Below are 19,461 nucleotides of genomic sequence, written 5' to 3' on the forward strand. Positions count from 1 at the left end.
CTCGTGTTGTCCGACGCCGACCGAGACGCCCGTGACGACGCGGTGCTCGCACTGCTGCGCGCGGTGCGCGACTTCGGCGATGCGCACGACCGCATGACGGGTTCGATGAAGCACGGCATGGACATGAACGTCACCGACCTCGCGGCGCTGCGCCTCCTCATCATGCGGGAGGATCAGGGCGTCGCCGTCACACCCGCGGACATCGCCCGGCATCTGCGGATCTCCACCGCGTCCACGACCACGCTCCTCGACCGACTGGAGGCGGCGGATCACATCGTGCGCGCCCCGCATCCCACCGACCGGCGTGCGCGCGTCGTGCACCTGACCGACCACGCGCGGGCGGAGTTCTTCCGGCTGTTCTCGACGCGCCTCACGGCGATGCGCGAGGCGATCGGCGGGTTCAGCGACGAGGAGCTGCGCGCCGCGACGCGCGTGCTCGACGCGACCGCCTCAGCGCTCGACCCCGACTGACGCATCCGCGGACGGCGTCGGCTCGACATCCTGGCGCTCGACCGGCGCGAGGCTCCGCCGCGCGAGGCGCGAGGGCCACCAGATCGCCCGCCCGATGTCGTACGAGAGTGCGGGCACGAGGAGCGACCGCACGATGAACGTGTCGAGCAGGACGCCGAGCGCCACGATGAACGCGATCTGCACGAGGAACAGGATCGGGATGACGGACAGCGCCGCGAACGTCGCTGCCAGGACGATGCCGGCCGATGTGATGACGCCGCCGGTGATCACGAGTCCGCGGAGGATGCCCTCCCGCGTGCCGTGGCGCAGCGACTCCTCGCGCACGCGGGTCATGAGGAAGATGTTGTAGTCGACCCCCAGCGCCACGAGGAACACGAACGCGTACAGCGGCACGGCAGGATCCGCCCCGGGGAATCGGAAGACGTGGTCGAAGACGAGCGCCGAGATGCCGAGGGCGCTCGCGAACGACAGGACGGTCGTCGCGACGAGGAGGAGCGGCGCGACGATCGCGCGCAGCAGCAGCATCAGGATGACGAGGATGACGGCCAGCACGACGGGGATGATGAGCGTCCGGTCGTGGATGGATGCCGCGTTCGTGTCGACGGCTGTGGCGGTCACGCCGCCGACCTTGGCGCCGAGGGGATCGAGGTCGCCGCGCAGCCGCGTGACGGTGTCGGCGGCAGCGGTCGAGTCGGCAGGATGCGTGAGCGTGGCCTGGAGCAGGACGTCCCCGTCCGCGACGGTGGGCGCCGGTGCAGGGGTGCCGCGAGGTCCGACCGCCATCAGCCCGTTCGCGGTGACGGATGCGGTGCCGCTCGGGCTGCCTGCCGCCACCACCGAGACCGAGCCCACGCCGGCGTCGGCGAGGAGCACGTCCGCGGCATCCTGCAGGCGCGTCTCGTCGACGACGACGTAGACCGGGCTTCCCGACCCTGCGGGGAAGTGCTCGCCGAGGACCGCCTGACCATCGCGCGCGTCGGACTGCCCGAGCACGAGATCGGACTGGGCGACGCCGTCCGCCTGCAGCTGGAGCACGCCCGCCGCCGCGGCGAGCAGGACGATCGTCGCCGCGATCCACGTGAGGCGCGGCCGGCTGCTGATGACCCGCGCGACGCGCGGCCACGGTCCGCGGCGCGTGAGGACGTCGTCGTGCGAGGCCGCGGGATCGTAGACGGGGCGCCTCGGCCAGAAGACGGCGCGGCCGAAGGCGAACAGGAGCGCCGGCAGCAGCGTGAGCGCCGACAGCATCGCGAAGACGATGCCGATCGCGGCGACGGGTCCGAGCGTGCTGTTCGACTTGAGGTCGCTCAGCAGCAGACACAGCAGACCCGCGATGACGGTGCCGCCCGAGGCGAGGATCGGCTCGAACGCGCCCCGCCACGCGCGCCGGATCGCCACACCGCGATCCTTCGTGCTGCGCAGCTCCTCGCGGAAGCGTGCGACCATCAGCAGCGAGTAGTCGGTGGCCGCGCCGATCACGAGGATGAAGAGGATCCCCTGCGTCTGGCCGCTGAGGAGTAGCACGCCGTCCTTCGCCAGCCACCAGACGACGAGGAGGGCGACGCAGAGCGCGAACATGCTCGTGAACAGGACGACGACGGGCAGCAGCAGCGAGCGGTAGACGATGACGAGGATGATGAAGACCGCGAGCAGCGCGGCACCGAGGAGCAACCCGTCGATGCCCGCGAAGGCGCCGACGAGGTCGGCCGTGAAGCCTGCCGGCCCCGTGATGAAGACGTCCACGCCGCTCGGCGCGTGCGCGCGCAGCTTCGCATCCACCGCGTGGACGACCGCGCCGATCTCGGCGGATGCCGAGATCGGGATGAACGCCTCCGCGGCGCGCTTGTCGTCCGAGACCAGCACAGGGGAGGGGGCGCTCGCGATGCCAGGCATGTCGGCGACGGCGGTGACGGCATCCTGGAGCGCCGACCGCGCGGTGTCGTCGATGGTTCCCGCGGAACGGAACACGACGACGGCGGGGAGGCTGTCCGACCCGAGGAAGTCGCCGAGGCGCTTCTGCACCTCGGTCGCGTCCGCCGACGTCGGCAGGTACGACGTCTGCTCGTTCGACGAGACCTCGTCGACGCGGCCGAACAGCGGCCCGCCGAGCCCTGCAGCGATGAGCCACGCGAGGATGATGACCGCCGAGAGCAGTCCCGGCAGAAGCCGCCGTGCGCGCATCGCACTCCCGTTCGTCGATATCGCTAGAAAAACTAGCGATATCGACGGTAGCACCACGCGCGCGATCGCGGGTGTCGGGAGCGTGTCACGCGGTCATCGAAGACGACGATCGGTCCTCCGTGGCCGACGATCGCGAATCGCGGGGCGGGGCGGTGCTGGTGCGCGGGACGAACTCCACGGGGACGCGCACGGATCGGCGCGATGAGCGCGCGCCGATGTCGTCGAGCAGCATGCGGGCTGCGGTGCGTCCCTGGGTGAAGGGGTCCTGCGCGACCGTCGTCAGCGAGAAGAGCTCGGCGACCGGGTGGCCGTCCACTCCCACGACGGACACGTCCTCGGGCACCCGCAGCCCGCGCGCCCGCAGGGCGAGGATGGCGCCCACCGCCATCTCGTCCGATGCGGCGACGATGCCGGTGGGGACGGACCCGGCCTCCAGCAGCTCGTGCATGCGCGCTCGCGCGACGGCCGCCGAGAACTCGCCCTGGATCGACCTGATGGCTTCCTCGGGGCGTCCGGCGGCGCGCATGGCGTTCTCGTATCCCTGACGGCGCTCCTTCGACACGCGCGGGTTCAGACGCTGTCCGATCTCGGCACCGCCCTCGATGAAGAGGATGTCGGTGTGCCCGAGCTCGAGGAGATGCTCGGTGGCGATCGCCGCGGCTTCGTTCTCGTCGATGCCGACGTAGCGCACCCCACGGACGGGGCCGCCGACGATCATGGTCGGAAGCCGCAGCTCGGCAAGCTGTGCCCGCTCGCCACGGCTGAAGTCGATGCACAGCGCCAGCACGCCGTCGCCGCGCTTGCCGAGGATCGACTCGTGGAAGAGGCGCTCCCGCTCGCCGTCGCGCCCGCCCAGGCTGAAGAGGACCAGGTCGTAGCCGGCGCGCCGGAGCTCCGCATCCGCTCCCTCCACCACCGACGAGTAGAACCACCCGTCGATGCGGGGAACGACGACCGCGACCGCACGGGTGTGGCCGCTGCGCAGGCCGGACGCGCTCGAGGACGGCACGTATCCGAGTTCGGCGGCCAGACGCAGGATCCGCTCACGCGTCGCGGCGGAGACGTGCGGGCGACCCGCCAGCGCGCGCGAGACGGTCGCCGTCGACACGCCGGCCGCACGGGCGACGTCGGTGATATCCGCCATGCCCGCCACCGTATCGCCTCCCAGACCGGGTCCTCATCCCTTCGTCGCACCCGCGAGGAGCCCGCGCACGAAGAACCGCTGCAGGGTGAAGAAGACGATGAGGGGCACGACGATCGCCAGGAACGTGCCGGCCGACAGGAGGTACCACTGCTGCCCGTAGGTGCCGGAGAGGTCGACGAGGAGCTTCGTGATCGGCGCATTCGCACCGGGCGCGAAGACCGTCGCCACGAGCAGGTCGTTCCACACCCACAGGAACTGGAAGATCGCGAACGCCGCCACAGCCGGCATCGACAGCGGGAGCACGATGCGCAGGAACGTCTGCCCGTGGCCTGCGCCGTCCACCTTCGCGGCCTCGATGACGTCGCGGGGGATCGCCGACACGGAGTTGTGCAGGATGAAGACCGCCAGGGGCAGGGCGAAGATCGAGTGCGAGATCCAGACCTCTGCGAAGCTCGACGGCAGGTTCGACAGGCCGAGACCGGGGAAGATCTGGATGCCGAGGATCGTGACCCCGTTCGTGTACATGCTGAGCAGGGGCACGAGGGCCATCTGCAGCGGCACGACCTGCATCGCGAACACCGCGATGAACAGCCACCCCTTGCCGCGGAAGTCGACCCAGGCGAACGCGTAGGCCGCCATGAGCGCGAGTGCGATGGGGAAGACCGTGGCCGGGATCGTGATCGCGAGGGAGTTGATGAACGATTGGGCGACCGTGATCGTGTCGTTGAAGTTCAGCGTGTTGATGTAGTTCTCGATCGTGAACTGCGGATTGGTGAAGGCGGTCCACCATCCGCTCGTCGTGATCTCCGCCGGAGGACGGAACGACGTGACGAACAGCCCGAAGGTGGGGATCGTCCACAGGACGGCGATCACGATCGCGGCCGTCGTCGCCCACGGGCTGGTCAGGCGACGGTGCACGCGTCGTGAGGGCGTCTCGCCGTCGGGGGTCGCGCGGCGGCGACTGCGCGGAGGTGCCGTCGTTGCTGCCGTGGCGCTCATCACAGCTCCTCCCGCTGACGCTTCAGGTTCCGGGCGTTGTAGACGATGAACGGCGTCACCAGGACGAAGATCAGCAGAGCGAGCGCCGCGGAGTGCCCCGCCTGCGGGGGCAGGATCTGGAACTGCTTGACCATCTCGTATCCGAGGACGGTGGTGTCGTTGTGACCGCCGGTCGTGGTCGCGATGATGTCGTAGACCTTCAGGGCGACGATCGAGATCGTGATCCACACGACGACGATCGTGGGACGGATGGCGGGCACCGTGACGTTCCAGAACCGTTGCCACGCGTTCGTTCCGTCGAGCTCGGCGGCCTCGATCTGCTCCGTCGGCACGCCCTTGATCGCGGACGACAGCAGGACCATCGCGAACCCGGTCTGCGTCCAGATGAGGATGACGATGAGCAGCAGCATGTTCAGCGGATAGTTCTGCAGCCACGGGACGGGCTGACCGCCGAACAGCTCCACGATCGCGTTCAGGAAGCCCAGCTGCGGATCCTCCGTGTAGTCGAAGAAGAACTTGAAGATGAGAGATGCCCCCACCAGCGAGATCGCGACGGGCATGAAGATGAAGACCTTCAGGACCCGCTCGCCCCGGCTGCGATCGACGAAGACGGCGTAGGCGAGGCCGATCGCGGTCGCGAACACGGGGGCGATGATCACCCACACGATCGTGTTGATGAACGCGATGGATCCCGCGGTGCCGCCGGAGAACACCCAGGCGAAGTTCGCGAATCCGACGAACTGCGTGCCGTCATTGCTCAGGAAGGCGTTGACGAACGTCTGGATCGCGGGATAGACCATCCCCACGACGAGCAGCAGCAGGGCGGGGGAGAGGAACGCGAACAGCTGGAGGAGGTACCCGGACCCGCTCCGGGAACGGAAGTCCAGCCAGAACAGCCCTCCGCCGAGCACGGCTGCCAGGATGAAGACCCAGAACGCGCCGGCCTGGACGCCCAGGAGCAGGAGGATCACGAGCGGGACCCCGATCGCCACCGCGAGACGCATGATCGAGTAGCCGCGTCCGGGACGGGGGGCGATCTCGATGAAGAAGATCACGAGGCCGATCGTGATCCCGAACGCGACGATGACGATCGGCACCTGGGCCAGCGGGGGGAGCCCCGCCAGCCAGGTGAAGAAGGCGGACATCAGCCTGCCGGCCAGGCCGCCTGGATCTGGGCCTGCACGGCCGGAGTCGACTTTCCGTTGATCCAGTCGACCATGCCGGTCCAGAACGCCGTCTCGACCACGTTGGGCATCGCGTCATCCGCGCCGAAGCGGAAGGTCGTGGCCGGATCCTGCAGGATCTGGATCGCGCTCTTGAGCAGCGGGTCCTTCTCCTTGGAGGCGTCCAGCCCCTTGTTCGCGCTGATGAACGACGCGTTCGGAACGCTGATCAGGCTGTTCGCCCAGTCCACGCTCGACAGGTACTGCATGACCGCCTGCGTCGCCGCGTTGGTGTTGAAGGCCGCCGCGAAGTCGCCACCGCCGACCACCGCGTTCTTGCCGGCCGTGGGGCCGGGCTGCGGGAAGGCCCAGATGTCGCCGTCGGGGCCGACCGTCGGGGTCGTGCCCGCCGCGGTCTTGACCGTCGAGAAGCTCGCCTCGAGGAAGGTGGCCTGGTTCGTCAGTGCGCACTTGCCGCTGGCGAGAGGAGTCGCGACATCGCCGAACGCCGTCGAGTTGATCGACTTGACGTCTCCGAATCCCGCGTTGACGTACTGCGTGCTCTGCAGGGTCTTGCCGAGCGTGTCGAACGCGTCGCCGATCTTCGCGTCGGTGAACTTCGTGGTGCCCTTCACCCAGTCGTCGTAGACGGACGGGCCGGCGTTCGCGAGCACGAGCTCGGCGATCTGGTCGGCGCCCGGCCACCCCGACGCGTCACCCGAGTTGAAGCCGGCGCACCACGGCGGCTGGCCGGTCTTCTGCTGGATGGTGGTCGTCAGCGCGAGCAGGTCTGCGTAGGTCGTCGGCACCGTGACGCCCCACTTCTTGAAGGAGGCGGGGGAGTACCAGATGTAGCCCTTGACCGACGCGTCCAGCGGCGTGGCGTACAGCTTGCCGCTCGACGTCACGTACTTCTGCCAGTCCGTCGAGAAGTTCTTCTTGACGTTGGCGTCGGTGGTCGCGTCGAGCTCCTTGACCTTGCCCGTCTGCACGGCGGCGGAGAGCAGACCCGGCTGCGGGAACATCGCGATGTCGGGCAGCGAGTTCGCCTGGATCTTCGTCGCGATGTTGGCGGTGAAGTTCTTGTCGCCCGTGTAGTTGATCGTGATTCCCTCTTTCTTCGCCCAGTCCGACCACGACGCCTCCAGCTGGGTGGCCTCGCTTCCGGTGTCCGGGCCGTAGATCGTCACGGTCGAGCCTTTGACGCTGCCCGATCCCGTCGACCCGGCCGATCCACCTGACGTGGTGCAGCCGGCGAGGACGATTCCTCCGATCGCGGTCAGCGCGAGTGCTGTCAGTCTTCTGCGTTGAGGATTGCGCATGTCTTCCTCCTCGATGAGTGCGAGACGTGCTCCGCCGGGGAAGGGATGCAAGGGATGCAAGGGATGCAGGGGATGCGACCCCGGCGTATGCGCGACACTACGCTCCCTGAGCGAAACCTGTAATCGTTATCAGCAAACGTTTACGGAACTGTCAGACTGGATGCATCCTGTCGACGCGCCGCCACCCGCTCCACTCGACGCGCGCGGGGCCGGGCATATGCTGACCGCAGTATGAGCACTTTCAGTGTCGTGATCCCGAGCTACAACGACGCCGACATGCTCCGGGAATGCCTCCGCGCGCTCGCTGTGCAGACGCGGGCGCCGGACGAGGTGATCGTGGTCGACAACGGATCGACCGATGACACGTCCGCCGTCGCGCGCGCAGCCGGTGCGCGCGTCGTCCTCGAGCCGGAGCGCGGCGTCCTGCACGCGACCGCGGCGGGGTTCGACGCGGCCGCGGGTGAGATCATCGGCCGACTGGATGCCGACTCCCGGCCGCTTCCCGATTGGGTGGAGCTCGTCCTCGCGCGGTTCGATGCGGACCCGACCACGGATGCCGTCACCGGCAGCGGCACGTTCTACGGATGCGGCGCCTTCTGGCGGTTCGTCGGACGCCGGCTGTACCTCGGCGGCTTCTTCCTCTTCGTGTCGGTCTTCATCGGCCGGACGCCCGTGTTCGGATCGAACTTCGCGATGCGCCGGGAGGTGTGGGAGGACGTGCGCGGCCGCATCCATCTCGACGATCCGCGCGCTCACGACGATCTCGACATCAGCTGCGTCCTGGACCCCGACACCGGGGTCGACTACGACCGGGATCTCCTCATGCCCGTATCGGCGCGACCGTTCGCCACCTTCGCCGGATTCCAGCGGCGGGCGTCGTGGGCGTTCCATCTCCTCGGCGTGAACCTGCGCGAGATCCCGTGGCACACGCGGGTGCTGGCCGGCGCCGCGGGGCGCCGGCGCCGGCGGAAGCGGCAGCGCGCCGCATCCGGGATCAGCCCTCGATCAGTTCCAGCATCGCGCGAGTGACCTGATGCGGGGCGGTCTCGCACGGGCTGTGGCCCGTGTCGATGAGCACCAGCCGTGCGCCGATCCGGTCCGCATACGCCTCGTGCGTGCCGTCGACCCAGACGTCGTGCGCTCCGCTGACGACGAGCAGGGGGATGCCGGTCGCCCGGAGCACCGCATCCCGATCGGGCGTCTGTTTCATGAGGAGGAGCATGTCTCCGACGCTGCTCGGCCGTGTGAGGTCGAGGCGGGCGGTGACGAACCGGGCGCGGTCGGCGGGCGCGCCGTGCACGTTGTAGCGGAGGGCCGCGATGAAGGGCGGCCCGAGCGCGCGCCCCGGGACGCAGTGGCTCACCGGGCCGAGCAGCTTGAACCCGCGCAGGGCCTGACCGTGCAGAGGAGGGGCGGACATCAGCGTGAGGCTCGCGAACAGCTCGGGACGGCCGACCGCGACCTCGATCGCGACGGTGCCCGCGAACGAATAGCCGAGGACGTGCGCAGGTGTCGTGCCGGTGGCGAGCACCGCGCGCAGGTCGGCGGCGAAGAGCTCGAGACGGTAGTGCGCCTGCGGCGGGTCGAGGTTCTCCGGGCCTGCGGGGTACGACTCGTACTGGCCGGCCAGGTCGAAGGACTCGACGCGGTATCCCGCGGCCGCGAGGAGCGGCATCATCAGGAGGAAGTCCTCCTTGGACCCCGTCATGCCGGGGACGAGAAGGATGCGGGGGGCTTGCACATCCCCCATCCCGACCGCGGCGAGCGGCCCGCTCGGGGCGTCGACCGTCCAGCGCTCGGCCTCAGCAGGCCACGCGCTCCAGTCGATCGGGCCGAGCGCGTCGTCCATGCGGACGGCCTCGCTCATCCACGGCGGGTTCACAGCCAGACTCTAATGGGCGGGGCGGACAGCAGGCCGCATCCGGTGAATCACCTGCGTTCTCCGCTGCGTGTCCGTGGGCCCCACTAGCGTGAGCAGGGTGATCGAGTTCCGCGCGGTGACCAAACGATTCCCCGACGGCACGCTGGCGGTACAAGACCTCGACCTGGCGATCCCGCCGCGCGAGGTCACGGTGTTCGTGGGCTCGTCGGGCAGCGGCAAGACGACGATCCTGCGCATGATCAACCGCATGGTCGACCCGACGAGCGGCTCCATCCTGATCGACGACGTCGACATCTCGACGCGCGAGCCCGTGAAGCTGCGCCGGTCGATCGGCTACGTCATGCAGAACTCCGGGCTGCTGCCGCACCGTACGGTGCTCGACAACATCGCGACGGTGCCGCTGCTCGACGGTGTCAAGCGCAAGGCCGCGCACGCACGCGCCCGCGAGCTGATGGAGGTCGTCGGTCTCGAGGCATCCCTCGCCGACCGCTATCCGGCGCAGCTCTCCGGCGGGCAGCAGCAGCGCGTGGGCGTCGCCCGCGGTCTCGCGGCCGACCCGAACATCCTCCTGATGGACGAGCCGTTCGGCGCTGTCGACCCGCTCGTGCGGGCGGAGCTCCAGGTCGAGCTGCAGCGCCTCCAGCGCGAACTCGGCAAGACGGTCGTGTTCGTCACGCACGACATCGACGAGGCGTTCCTCCTCGGCGACACCGTGGTCCTCTTCAAGCCGGGCGGGATCATCGCTCAGGCGGGTGCGCCCGCGGAGCTGCTCGAGCACCCCGCCGACGACTTCGTCGCGAGCTTCGTCGACGCCGGCCGCCCGCGGAGCATCCTGCGATGATCGCGAACTGGTTCGCAGAGAACTGGGACCAGCTCTGGGCCTACACCCTCGCGCACATCGGGCTCAGCATCCCGCCGATCATCCTCGGGTTCCTGCTGTCGGTGCCGCTCGGCTGGCTGGCGAACCGCTACCGGGTCTCGCGCGGCATCCTGCTGACCCTTGGCGGGATCCTGTATGCGATCCCGTCGCTGCCGCTCTTCGTGGCGCTGCCGAAGATCATCGGCACGAAGATCCTCGACCCGCTGAACGTCGAGATCGCACTGACGCTGTACGCGCTCGCGCTCATGCTGCGCACCACCGCCGACGGGCTGAACGCCGTGGACGGCGACGTCAAGCTCTCTGCGACCGCCGTGGGATACGGCGCGTGGCGGCGGTTCTTCGGCGTCGAGTTGCCGCTCGCGGGGCCGGTGATCCTGGCGGGGCTGCGCGTCGTCTCGGTCAGCACGGTGTCGCTTGTGACCGTCGGGTCCGTGATCGGCGTCAACACCCTCGGCTTCTACTTCCTCGACGGCTATCAGCGCGACTTCCCGTTCGAGGTGTGGGTGGGGATCATCGGGACGCTCCTGATCGCCGTGACGTTCGACATCGTGCTCGTGATCGCCGGGCGCCTTCTGCTGCCGTGGTCGCGGCAGCGCGCGCCGCGGCGTGCGGCGCGGAGAGCCGCCATGGAGGCGGTGAGCGCATGACCGGCGACACGGATGCGATCGGCTGGCTGCTGAACCCGGCGAACTGGACGGGGGACGGCAGCATCCCGCAGCGCCTCGGCGAGCACATCGTCTATGTGATCATCACCCTCGTCATCGCGATGGTGATCGCCATCCCGCTCGGGCTGCTGATCGGGCACACCTCGCGGCGATCCGCGAAGCGGTCCAGCGCCGTGGCGCAGGCGCTGCCCGGGATCTTCCGGTCCGTCGCGATCTCGTTCACGGGCGGGATGCGCGCCCTGCCGACCCTGGGCCTCGTCATCATCCTGGCGCTGTGGCTCGGGCTCGGGCTCATCCCGCCGCTCATCGCCCTCGTGATCCTCGCCATCCCGCCGCTGCTCGCGGGCTCGTACGCCGGTGTCGAGGCCGTCGACGCGTCCACGACGGATGCGGCGCGCGCCACCGGATTCACGGAGTGGGGCATCCTCACCCGCGTGGAGGTGCCCCTGGCGCTGCCTCTCATCGTGGGCGGCATCAGGTCCGCGGCCCTGCAGGTGATCGCGACGTGGACCGTCGCGGCGTACCTCCCGCTCGGCGGACTCGGAAGATTCATCTACGACGGGCTCCCGATCCAGGATTACGCGGAGATGCTCGGCGGTTCCATTCTGGTGATGGCGCTCGCGCTCGTCGTCGACGGGCTCTTCGCGCTGACGCAGCGGCTGGCGACGCCCCGCGGTGTCATCCTGGGGCGCGTGCGGGACATCCGGACCCAGACCGGCAAGACCAGCAAGACCCAACGAAAGGAACGAAGATGGTTCGCACCAGAGGCCTGATGGCCGCTGCGGGAGTGCTTGCGCTGGCTTCGCTCGCGCTCGCCGCCTGCTCGTCGGGCAATCCGCTCGGCACCAACACGACGTCGTCGGGAGGCTCGGGCTCCAGCACGTCGGTCATCGTGGGGTCGGCGGCGTTCCCGGAGAACGAGATCCTCGCCTACGTCTACGCGGGCGCGCTCACCGACGCCGGCATCACCGCGACCGTGAAGCCCAACATCGGCCAGCGGCCCGCATACATCGCCGCGCTCAAGGACGGCTCGATCGACCTCATCCCCGAGTACACGGGCAACCTGCTCCAGTACTTCGACGCGAAGGCGACCGCGCAGTCGAGCGACGAGGTGTACTCGGCGCTGCAGAAGGCGGTGCCGTCCGGGTACAAGGTGCTCGCGCAGGCGACGGCGCAGGATGCCGACTCGTACAACGTGACGAAGGCGTTCAGCGACCAGTACGGCGTGAAGAGCCTTGACGACCTCAAGAAGGTCACGATCCCGCTGAAGGTCGCGGCGAACCCCGAGTTCGCGACGCGCCCCTACGGCGTCCCGGGCCTGAAGTCGGTGTACGGCGTCGACACGACGCTCGTGCCGATCGCCGACAGCGGCGGGCCGAACACGCTCAAGGCGCTGACCGGCGGCGACGTGCAGCTGGCCGACATCTACTCGACCACGCCCTCGATCAAGCAGAACAACCTGGTCACGCTGACCGACCCGAAGAACATGATCCTGGCGCAGAACGTGGTGCCGCTCATCTCGGACAAGGCCGCGACCGACAAGGTGACGGCCGTGCTCGAGAAGGTGCAGGCGGCGCTCACGACCGACGAGCTCATCGCGATGAACACTAAGAGCTCGGTCGACAAGCAGTCGGCGCAGCAGATCGCGACCGACTGGCTGAAGTCGAAGAACCTCTGAACCGCTGCCGCTACGCCGTCTGCGCTCCGCGGACGGCGTAGCGGTGCAGCGTCACCCCGTTCGCATACGACCGCTGCTCGAGCAGATCGAGCTCGACGGGCGGTGCGTCGGCGCCGTCGTCGGGCGGGTCGAACAGCGGACGGCCCGCGCCGAGCACGACGGGATGCGTGAACAGCATCAGCTCGTCGAGGAGCCCGGCGCGCAGCAGCTGCGTCGCGATCGACGCGCCACCGACGCCGATGTCCCCTTCGCCGGTCGCGCGCAGCATCCGGAGCTTCTCGATGGCGTCGCCATCGCCGCCGATCACGCGGGTGTCGTAGTCGGCGGTGTCGCGGGTGCGCGACACGAGGACCTTGGGCATCTCCGTCCAGATCACGCCGTACTCGCGGAGATAGTCCGGCAGCGTCTCGTTGTCGCGGGCCGCGGGCCAGTAAGTCTCCATGATCTCGTAGATCGTGCGGCCCTGGACGTCCATCGACATGGCCCGCGCTCGCTCGTTGAACTCGCGATGCAGGGGCCCGTCGATCCTCATCCAGTCACCGCCCCCGTTCTCTCCGGGCGCGCTCTCGATCTTCAGATCGAGGGATACGTTCATCCAGTACACGAATCGTGCAGGCATCTCGGCCTCCCGTCGTCGGTTCCGACACTTCGACGATAGGCAAGACTGGAGGGGATGTCAGCCTCCGCCCGACGACTGAGCGCCGCCGGCGCCCTCGCGATCATCGTCGTGTGCGGCCTCGTCGTGCACGCGCTGCCGGGATCCGCCGTGACCGACATCGCAGGGGACGCCCTGTACGCATGCGCCGCGTATGCGCTGATCGTCGCGCTCGCGCCAGGCCTCCGTCCTCGCGTGGTGTCGCTCATCGCCGTGGCGTGGTGCTTCGCGATCGAGTTCCTGCAACTGACCTCCATCCCCGGGGCCGTCGCCGGCGTCGTGCCGCCGGCTCGCCTCGTGCTCGGAAGCGGCTTCGATCCGCGCGATCTCCTCGTCTACGGCGCGGCTGCGCTCGTCGCGGGACTCGTGGATGCGGGCGTCACCCGCGCCGTGCGATCGCGACGAGCCGCGCCGCGGCCTCGCTGAGCCCCGCGCCCGGGCGGCGGATCGCACGCAGCGGACGGTCGAGATCGAGGTCGGCGATCGGGACCTCCACGAGCTCGCCGCGGGCGACCCACGGCCCGACCGCGAGTTCGCTGAGCACGGCAGGACCTGCGCCGGCCATGACGCTGACCCGCACGGCGGCGTTGCTGTCGAGTTCGAGCGTCGGTGGGGCGACCGCGACGTGCAGGGACGCAAGCGCCGTGTCGAGCGTGGCGCGCGTGCCCGACCCGTTCTCGCGGACGACGAGAGGAGTCTCCGCGAGCTCAGCGGCGCTGACGCCGCTCCGCCGTGCCCACGCGTGGCTCGGCGGGACGACCACGGCGAGCCGATCCCGCGCCACGACGGTGCTGACGAGTCCGTCCGGCGCCTCCGGCGCCTCGACGAAGCCGATCTCGCACGCGCGCGACCGCACGAGCTCCGCAGCGTCCGCGGAGTTCACGACGTGCAGGCGCACCGCGACTCCAGGCAGATCGCGGCGGAGGGCGCCGAGCCAGGCGGGCGCGAGGTACTCGGCGACGGTGAGGGATGCGGCCACGGCCAGCCCGCCATCGCGCTCGGCGCGCAGCGCGCCTGCGGCGCCCAGCATCTCGCGCGTCTCGTCGAGCACGCGGCGCGCGCCCTCGGCGACCGCCGCGCCCGCGGGAGTCAGCCGCGAGCCGGTGGGATGCCGGACCACGAGTTCGAGCGCCAGCTCCTTCTCGAGCCGCGCGAGAGTGCGCGTCGCGTTGGGCTGAGCCATCCCGATGTGCCGGGCCGCCGCGCTGAGGCCGCCGCGTTCGGCGATCGCGACGAGCAGTTCGAGGGCCGCGAGATCCGGCCAGCGCTCGCTCCGACCTGACGCATCAGCCATACCAGAATGATATGTCCCCATGCACATCTGCCGGCTACCGACGGAGACCCGCCCGATCGAGGCTGGATGCATGGCATCAGCGACCCTCGCGAGAACCCGTTCGATCGTGCCCGGCCTCGCGGTCGCCGGCGCGGCGGCCGCCGCATCCTTCGCCCTCGCGACCGTCGTGCACGGCTTGAGCGCCCTGCTCGTCGCCATCGTGCTGGGGATCGCGTTCCGCAACCTCGTGCGCCTGCCGCCGAGCCTGGAGTCGGCGCTCGCGCCCGGCCTCGCGGTCGCCGCGAAGCGCGTGCTCAGGATCGGAGTCGTCCTGCTGGGGCTCCAGCTCGTGCTCGGCGACATCCTCCGCCTCGGCCCCGGCATGATCGTCGTCGTCATCGCGATCGTGGGCGTCGGCATCCTCTCGACGCTCTTCATCGGCAGGCTCCTCGGGATCTCGCCGACGCAGCGCCTGCTCATCGCCTGCGGGTTCTCGATCTGCGGCGCGGCGGCGGTGGCCGCCGTCGACGGGGTGATCGAGACGGAGGACGACGAGGAGGTGGTCGTCGCGGTCGCGCTCGTCGTGCTGTTCGGCACGCTCATGATCCCGCTCATCCCGCTGGCGGGGTCCGCGCTGGGGCTCGGCGAGCTGCGCACGGGCCTCTGGGCGGGCGGATCGATCCACGAGGTCGCGCAGGTCGTCGCCGCAGGCTCCGCGATCGGGGGAGCGGGGCTCGCCGCAGCGATCGTCGTCAAGCTCGCCCGCGTGCTGATGCTCGCGCCCGTCCTCGCGACGATCTCGCTGTCGCGTCGCCGCGCGATGAAGACGATGGATGCCAGCGGCAAGCGCCCGCCGCTCGTGCCCCTGTTCGTCGTCGGATTCATCGCAATGGTGCTGCTGCGGTCGACGGGGCTCATCCCGGCGCCGGTCGTCGCGATCGCGGGCGGTGTGCAGACGGCGCTCCTGGCCGCGGCGATGTTCGCGCTCGGCGCGGGCGTGCGGATCTCGATGTTCCGCAAGGTCGGCGTGAAGCCGTTCGTCCTGGCCGCCTGCTCGACGGCGATCGTTGCCTCGGTCGCCCTCGCCGGCGTCGCGATCGCGGGCTGAGCGGCTCAATGACGCGAAGCCGTCACTCGTGCAGGGCGGCGACCACCAGGTCGTGCATCTCCGCGCTGTACGCCACGATCCGGATGTCGTCGACGGCGGTCCGTGACTCGCTGAGCGTGGCGACCGCCGCCGCGACGGCATCCTCTCGCGGCCATCCGTAGATCCCGGCGCTGATCAGCGGAAACGCGATCGATCGGACACGCAGCTCATCGGCGATCTCGAGTGAGCGCCGATAGCAGGAGACGAGCAGCGAGCGGTCGCGCTCGCCCGCCGCATGGTTCGGTCCCACGGTGTGGATGACCCAGCGCGAGGGCAGATCGCCGGCGGTCGTCCAGCCCGCATCGCCCGTCGCGAGGCCGTTCGGGAAGCGCGCGACGCAGTCGCGGAGGATCGCTGGACCACCCGCACGGTGGATGGCGCCGTCGACGCCGCCTCCGCCGCGCATGGCTCTGTTCGCGGCGTTGACGATCGCGTCGACGTCCTGCGTCGTGATGTCGCCCTGCACCGCGGTGACCCGAGCCATCAGTCCTCCATGAGCTCCTCGGAGCGTTCGACGACGGCGAGGGCCGCCGCCTGCGCGGCGTCCCCGTCGCGGTCGCGGATCGCGAAGAAGAGCGCCTCGTGCCGGTCTGCGCTCGTCGACTCGATCGACATGGATCCCGGCGCGTTGCTCGTCACCGCGCTGTGCAGGGAGTTGTCGAAGCTCGCGTAGATCCCGGCCAGAAGCTGGTTGTGGGATGCCGCGACGACGCCGAGATGGAACGCGACATCGCGGTCGACGAAGGCCGCCGCGTCGCCGCGCCTCGCCGCGACGCGCCGCGCGAGCAGCGCGGTCTCGAGCTGCGCGAGGTCGTCCGGGGTGCGGTGCTCCGCCGCCTCCCGCGCCGCGAGTGCATCGAGCGCGCGCCGCACGCGCATCACCTCGCGCGTATCCGCGATGCGGATGGTGCGTCGCAGCGCCACCGCCGTCGGATCGTCCGCGACGACGTAGGTGCCGTCGCCCTGACGTGTCTCGAGCAGGCCGAGCTGGACGAGAGCGCGGACGCCCTCGCGCACGGAGGGGCGGCTGACGCCCAGTTGTGAGACGAGCTCCGCCTCGGTGGGGATGCGGCTGCCGACCTCCCACGTGCCCGACGTGATCTCGGACTGGAGGCTGTCGACCACGGTGTCGACGAGCGACCGGCGTTGTATGGGCTGCACGGTTCCATCTTCCTCTACGCCAAAAGTATGGTTATCATACGTCTTACAATTCTTTTGGAATACCAAGACCGCAGGCGATGAGGCCGAGGAGAACGACGCATGGCAGACCACTCACCATTGGTGGCCCCAGGTCTTGTGGATGCCCACATCCACCCCGACAAGACGAGTTGGGGGGACGCATGGATGCGGCGGCGTCCGTCCGTGACGCTGGACGACTTCGTCGAGAACAACATCCTCGCGCTGGGGGAGTACGGCGCGAGCGTCGAGGAGCGCGCGTATGCCCTCCTCAGCCAGGCGCTGCGCAACGGGACCCTCGCGATGCGCGCCCACGTCGATGTCGGCAGCGAAGTCGGCATCGCCAACGTCGAGGGCGTGCGCGCCGCCGCCGAGCGACTCCCGGACCTCACCGTCCAGATCGTGTGCTTCCCCCAGTTCGGCCTCCTGACGAATCCCGGCACGCTCGACCTCATGGCCGCGTCGCTGGATTCGGGCGCCGACATCGTCGGCGGCATCGACCCGCTCGGCCGCGAGGGCGACGTCGCCGGTCACCTCGACGCCGTCTTCGGCCTCTCCAGCCGCACCGGCCGCGACCTCGACATCCACCTGCACGACGGCGGGGAGGACGGGCTCGCGCAGATCCGCGAGATCGCCGCCCGCACCCGCGCGGCCGGCATGGAGGGCCGCGTGACGGTCAGCCATGCGTTCGCGCTGTGCGATGGATCCCTCCCGTCCCTGCGCGAGACGCTCGACCGGGTCGCCGAGGCGCGCCTGTGGATGACGACGTGCGCGCTCGGACCGGACCCCGTGCCCGACCTCGACCTCATCGAGGAACACGGTGTCCAGCTCGCGCTCGGCTCCGACGGCGTCCGCGACAGCTGGAGCCCGTTCGGCACCGGAAGCATGGTCGATCGCACACATCTCCTCGGCTATCGCACCGGTGCGATCACCGACGCAGACCTGGAGCGGTGCTACCGCATCGCCTCTCTCGAGGGCGGACGGATGCTCGGCATCCCCGAACTGTCCGTCGCGGTGGACGCCACGAGCGCCACCCGTCTCGAGTTCGACTCCCCGTCGGTCGCCCAGCTCGTGGTCGACCGGCCCGCCCCGACGCGCGTGATCCGTCACGGTCGCGTCGTCTGACCCCTCCGCAACACCCAAACCCGATCCCCACACACCCGAAACACAGGAGTTCTCGTGGTCACTCGCAAAGCAGCACTCGCCACAGCAGCAGTGCTCTCCATCGCCGCCATCGCCCTCGCCGGCTGCAGCGGCGGGTCCAAGAGCCCGACAGGCGGTCCGTCGAAGCTCGCCCTCGATCTCAACGCCCTCGCGACGACGACGCCCGCAGGGACGAAGCCGGTCGACAACATCAACTGGAACCTCCCGTACGAGCCGTCGTCGGTCGACCCGATCTTCACGTGGAACTACGCGGAGAACACCGTCGACGCCAACCTCTGCGAGAGCCTCGTCAAGATGAAGCCCGATCTCTCGATGGAGCCGGGCCTCGCATCCAAGGTCGAGCAGCCGAACGATACGACGGTCGTCTACACGATCCGCGACGGCGTGACCTTCTGGGACGGCAAGCCCCTGACGGCCGACGACGTCGCGTACTCGCTGCAGCGCCAGATCGGTGCGGACACCAAGAGCTACTGGTCCGACTACTTCAAGAACGTCACCTCGGCAGAGGTCACGGGCCCGATGCAGGTCACGGTCAAGCTGTCGAAGCCCGACGTGCTGTTCACGCAGGCGATGGGTTCGGCGGCCGGTGCGATCGTCGAGAAGGCCGCGGCCCAGGCCGGTGGTCAGGCGTTCGGCACCCCGAAGGGCGACCTGCAGTGCACCGGCCCGTACAAGCTCGACAAGTGGGACTCGGGCAAGAGCATCGTCATCTCGCGCAACGACGCGTACTGGGACGCCAACGTCAAGCCGCTCGTGAAGCAGATCACCTTCAGCTTCATCGCGGACGAGTCGACCGCCATCAACGCCCTCCGCACCGGTGACGTCGACGGCCAGTTCTTCTACCTGCCGCCGGCCGGCCTCTCGCAGCTGCAGAAGAGCAGCAACGTGACGACCACCTTCGGCAAGTCGTTCGTGTTCTGGACGCTCGCGGCCATCAACAAGGACGGCGCGCTCGGCGACCAGAAGATCCGCGAGGCGCTCTCGCTCGCGATCGACCGCACCGCGCTGACCAACGTCGTCTTCCAGGGCGCCGCCATCCCGGCCCCGACGCTCGCGAACCCCGCCATGTGGGGCTACGAGAAGGATGTCTTCGCGAAGGCGTACAAGCAGTACAACGTGACGCCCGACCTCGAGAAGGCGAAGAAGCTCGTCGCGGAGGCCGGCTCGCCCAAGACGCCGATCGTCCTTGCGGTCCAGGGCTCCTCCGCCGTGCACGAGCAGACCGCCAGCGTCATCCAGGCCGCCGGCGAGGCGATCGGACTGAACGTCCAGACGAAGGTCATCCCGGTCGAGCAGTTCGGCAACCTGTACTTCGACAAGACGGCGCGCCAGGGCCTCGACGGGTTCTTCACGACGAACTACTCCGACTTCGCCGACCCGCTGAACGTGTACAGCTTCTTCCAGACGGGCAACTCGCACGACTACATCGACTGGAACGGTGCGGACGCGGAGATCCAGCAGGCGCTGGGGACGACGGATGAGGCCAAGCGCGCTCCGATCGTGACCGACATCGAGAAGAAGGTCACCACCGGCCTGCCGTGGATCCCGCTCGCGTACGAGCCGACGACGCTCATCCAGAACAAGCGCATCTCCGGCGCCGTGCCGTCGTTCGCCTACCTGTACGCGCCGTGGGCGGTCACGATCGGCGGGACGAAGTAGTC

General features: G+C 69.4%; 20 protein-coding genes. 10 read left to right on the plus strand and 10 right to left on the minus strand.

From position 1 onward, the window contains the following. Window positions 1–6: 6 nt before the first annotated feature. Window positions 7–471: a MarR family winged helix-turn-helix transcriptional regulator gene (locus tag QSV35_RS19495; protein ID WP_286290656.1), complete on the plus strand. Its 465-nt coding sequence runs from the start codon at window positions 7–9 to the stop codon at window positions 469–471. Here the strand turns inward: QSV35_RS19495 and QSV35_RS19500 are convergent. The 5 genes from QSV35_RS19500 to QSV35_RS19520 form a co-directional block, all read right to left on the minus strand. Further along, window positions 451–2,652, minus strand: a complete 2,202-nt coding sequence (locus QSV35_RS19500; RefSeq protein WP_286290657.1) for an MMPL family transporter — start codon at window positions 2,650–2,652, stop codon at window positions 451–453. The two genes, QSV35_RS19495 and QSV35_RS19500, sit on opposite strands and share 21 nt — an antisense overlap. Before the next feature lie 85 nt (window positions 2,653–2,737). Then, window positions 2,738–3,796 carry a LacI family DNA-binding transcriptional regulator gene (locus QSV35_RS19505; protein ID WP_286290658.1) on the minus strand — a complete coding sequence of 353 codons (1,059 nt, stop codon included), beginning with the start codon at window positions 3,794–3,796 and terminating at the stop codon, window positions 2,738–2,740. 33 nt (window positions 3,797–3,829) lie between these two features. Next, window positions 3,830–4,795 carry a carbohydrate ABC transporter permease gene (locus tag QSV35_RS19510; RefSeq protein ID WP_286290659.1) on the minus strand — a complete coding sequence of 322 codons (966 nt, stop codon included), beginning with the start codon at window positions 4,793–4,795 and terminating at the stop codon, window positions 3,830–3,832. Further along, window positions 4,795–5,940 carry a carbohydrate ABC transporter permease gene (locus QSV35_RS19515; protein ID WP_286290660.1) on the minus strand — a complete coding sequence of 382 codons (1,146 nt, stop codon included), beginning with the start codon at window positions 5,938–5,940 and terminating at the stop codon, window positions 4,795–4,797. The genes QSV35_RS19510 and QSV35_RS19515 overlap by 1 nt, the downstream gene beginning before the upstream one ends. Then, a complete protein-coding gene (locus tag QSV35_RS19520; protein WP_286290661.1) occupies window positions 5,940–7,280 on the minus strand; it encodes an ABC transporter substrate-binding protein in 1,341 nt (446 codons plus the stop codon). The genes QSV35_RS19515 and QSV35_RS19520 overlap by 1 nt, the downstream gene beginning before the upstream one ends. A 231-nt stretch (window positions 7,281–7,511) precedes the next feature. Here QSV35_RS19520 and QSV35_RS19525 point away from each other — a divergent pair, with 231 nt between their 5' ends. Beyond that, the gene (locus tag QSV35_RS19525) at window positions 7,512–8,309 is read left to right on the plus strand and encodes a glycosyltransferase family 2 protein (protein ID WP_286290663.1); all 798 of its coding nucleotides are present in this window, start codon (window positions 7,512–7,514) and stop codon (window positions 8,307–8,309) included. On the opposite strand, the gene QSV35_RS19530 is transcribed toward QSV35_RS19525, so the two are convergent. Then, a complete protein-coding gene (locus tag QSV35_RS19530) occupies window positions 8,275–9,162 on the minus strand; it encodes an alpha/beta fold hydrolase (RefSeq protein WP_286290664.1) in 888 nt (295 codons plus the stop codon). The two genes, QSV35_RS19525 and QSV35_RS19530, sit on opposite strands and share 35 nt — an antisense overlap. Window positions 9,163–9,259: 97 nt before the next feature. Here QSV35_RS19530 and QSV35_RS19535 point away from each other — a divergent pair, with 97 nt between their 5' ends. The 4 genes from QSV35_RS19535 to QSV35_RS19550 are packed head-to-tail and all read left to right on the plus strand — an operon-like array spanning window position 9,260 to window position 12,385. Continuing rightward, window positions 9,260–10,003: an ABC transporter ATP-binding protein gene (locus tag QSV35_RS19535; RefSeq protein WP_286290665.1), complete on the plus strand. Its 744-nt coding sequence runs from the start codon at window positions 9,260–9,262 to the stop codon at window positions 10,001–10,003. Then, window positions 10,000–10,689, plus strand: coding sequence for an ABC transporter permease (locus QSV35_RS19540; RefSeq protein ID WP_286290666.1), 690 nt, complete (start codon window positions 10,000–10,002; stop codon window positions 10,687–10,689). The genes QSV35_RS19535 and QSV35_RS19540 overlap by 4 nt, the downstream gene beginning before the upstream one ends. Further along, window positions 10,686–11,480 carry an ABC transporter permease gene (locus tag QSV35_RS19545; protein WP_286290667.1) on the plus strand — a complete coding sequence of 265 codons (795 nt, stop codon included), beginning with the start codon at window positions 10,686–10,688 and terminating at the stop codon, window positions 11,478–11,480. Before QSV35_RS19540 ends, QSV35_RS19545 begins: the two co-directional genes overlap by 4 nt. Then, entirely contained in the window at window positions 11,459–12,385 is a 927-nt protein-coding gene (locus QSV35_RS19550) for an ABC transporter substrate-binding protein (RefSeq protein ID WP_286290668.1), read from the plus strand. The genes QSV35_RS19545 and QSV35_RS19550 overlap by 22 nt, the downstream gene beginning before the upstream one ends. 10 nt (window positions 12,386–12,395) lie before the next feature. Here the strand turns inward: QSV35_RS19550 and QSV35_RS19555 are convergent, their stop codons facing one another. After that, window positions 12,396–13,004 (minus strand): dihydrofolate reductase family protein, encoded by a 609-nt coding sequence (locus QSV35_RS19555; protein ID WP_286290669.1) that lies wholly within the window; start codon window positions 13,002–13,004, stop codon window positions 12,396–12,398. A gap of 54 nt (window positions 13,005–13,058) precedes the next feature. Between QSV35_RS19555 and QSV35_RS19560 the strand changes: the two genes are divergently transcribed. Then, window positions 13,059–13,466: a ribosomal maturation YjgA family protein gene (locus tag QSV35_RS19560; protein ID WP_286290670.1), complete on the plus strand. Its 408-nt coding sequence runs from the start codon at window positions 13,059–13,061 to the stop codon at window positions 13,464–13,466. On the opposite strand, the gene QSV35_RS19565 is transcribed toward QSV35_RS19560, so the two are convergent. After that, complete coding sequence (locus QSV35_RS19565) at window positions 13,420–14,334, minus strand: LysR family transcriptional regulator (RefSeq protein ID WP_286290671.1); 915 nt, start codon at window positions 14,332–14,334, stop codon at window positions 13,420–13,422. The genes QSV35_RS19560 and QSV35_RS19565 overlap by 47 nt on opposite strands. A gap of 70 nt (window positions 14,335–14,404) precedes the next feature. On the opposite strand from QSV35_RS19565, the gene QSV35_RS19570 reads away from it, so the two are divergent. Then, complete coding sequence (locus QSV35_RS19570) at window positions 14,405–15,421, plus strand: YeiH family protein (RefSeq protein ID WP_286290672.1); 1,017 nt, start codon at window positions 14,405–14,407, stop codon at window positions 15,419–15,421. A 22-nt stretch (window positions 15,422–15,443) separates the two neighbouring features. Here the strand turns inward: QSV35_RS19570 and QSV35_RS19575 are convergent, their stop codons facing one another. Together QSV35_RS19575 and QSV35_RS19580 are read right to left on the minus strand one after the other, a co-directional pair. Next, a complete protein-coding gene (locus QSV35_RS19575; protein ID WP_286290673.1) occupies window positions 15,444–15,944 on the minus strand; it encodes an O-acetyl-ADP-ribose deacetylase in 501 nt (166 codons plus the stop codon). Then, window positions 15,944–16,621, minus strand: coding sequence for a FadR/GntR family transcriptional regulator (locus QSV35_RS19580; RefSeq protein WP_286290675.1), 678 nt, complete (start codon window positions 16,619–16,621; stop codon window positions 15,944–15,946). Before QSV35_RS19580 ends, QSV35_RS19575 begins: the two co-directional genes overlap by 1 nt. Before the next feature lie 99 nt (window positions 16,622–16,720). On the opposite strand from QSV35_RS19580, the gene QSV35_RS19585 reads away from it, so the two are divergent. Further along, window positions 16,721–17,761 carry an amidohydrolase family protein gene (locus QSV35_RS19585; protein ID WP_286290676.1) on the plus strand — a complete coding sequence of 347 codons (1,041 nt, stop codon included), beginning with the start codon at window positions 16,721–16,723 and terminating at the stop codon, window positions 17,759–17,761. Between the two features lie 54 nt (window positions 17,762–17,815). Further along, window positions 17,816–19,459: an ABC transporter substrate-binding protein gene (locus tag QSV35_RS19590; RefSeq protein WP_286290677.1), complete on the plus strand. Its 1,644-nt coding sequence runs from the start codon at window positions 17,816–17,818 to the stop codon at window positions 19,457–19,459. The last annotated feature ends 2 nt before the right edge of the window (window positions 19,460–19,461 follow it).

The sequence above is a fragment of the Microbacterium candidum genome (genome assembly GCF_030315975.1).
Lineage (GTDB): Bacteria > Actinomycetota > Actinomycetes > Actinomycetales > Microbacteriaceae > Microbacterium > Microbacterium candidum.

Bases quoted from the DNA above. Each gene is read 5' to 3' on its own strand.
- QSV35_RS19525 (WP_286290663.1), top strand. From the start codon at position 7,512: ATGAGCACTTTCAGTGTCGTGATCCCGAGCTACAACGACGCCGACATG.
- QSV35_RS19540 (WP_286290666.1), top strand. From the start codon at position 10,000: ATGATCGCGAACTGGTTCGCAGAGAACTGGGACCAGCTCTGGGCCTAC.
- QSV35_RS19505 (WP_286290658.1), bottom strand. From the start codon at position 3,796: ATGGCGGATATCACCGACGTCGCCCGTGCGGCCGGCGTGTCGACGGCG.
- QSV35_RS19550 (WP_286290668.1), top strand. From the start codon at position 11,459: ATGGTTCGCACCAGAGGCCTGATGGCCGCTGCGGGAGTGCTTGCGCTG.
- QSV35_RS19565 (WP_286290671.1), bottom strand. From the start codon at position 14,334: ATGGCTGATGCGTCAGGTCGGAGCGAGCGCTGGCCGGATCTCGCGGCC.
- QSV35_RS19570 (WP_286290672.1), top strand. From the start codon at position 14,405: ATGGCATCAGCGACCCTCGCGAGAACCCGTTCGATCGTGCCCGGCCTC.
- QSV35_RS19515 (WP_286290660.1), bottom strand. From the start codon at position 5,940: ATGTCCGCCTTCTTCACCTGGCTGGCGGGGCTCCCCCCGCTGGCCCAG.
- QSV35_RS19500 (WP_286290657.1), bottom strand. From the start codon at position 2,652: ATGCGCGCACGGCGGCTTCTGCCGGGACTGCTCTCGGCGGTCATCATC.
- QSV35_RS19510 (WP_286290659.1), bottom strand. From the start codon at position 4,795: ATGAGCGCCACGGCAGCAACGACGGCACCTCCGCGCAGTCGCCGCCGC.
- QSV35_RS19555 (WP_286290669.1), bottom strand. From the start codon at position 13,004: ATGCCTGCACGATTCGTGTACTGGATGAACGTATCCCTCGATCTGAAG.
- QSV35_RS19545 (WP_286290667.1), top strand. From the start codon at position 10,686: ATGACCGGCGACACGGATGCGATCGGCTGGCTGCTGAACCCGGCGAAC.
- QSV35_RS19575 (WP_286290673.1), bottom strand. From the start codon at position 15,944: ATGGCTCGGGTCACCGCGGTGCAGGGCGACATCACGACGCAGGACGTC.
- QSV35_RS19585 (WP_286290676.1), top strand. From the start codon at position 16,721: ATGGCAGACCACTCACCATTGGTGGCCCCAGGTCTTGTGGATGCCCAC.
- QSV35_RS19520 (WP_286290661.1), bottom strand. From the start codon at position 7,280: ATGCGCAATCCTCAACGCAGAAGACTGACAGCACTCGCGCTGACCGCG.
- QSV35_RS19560 (WP_286290670.1), top strand. From the start codon at position 13,059: ATGTCAGCCTCCGCCCGACGACTGAGCGCCGCCGGCGCCCTCGCGATC.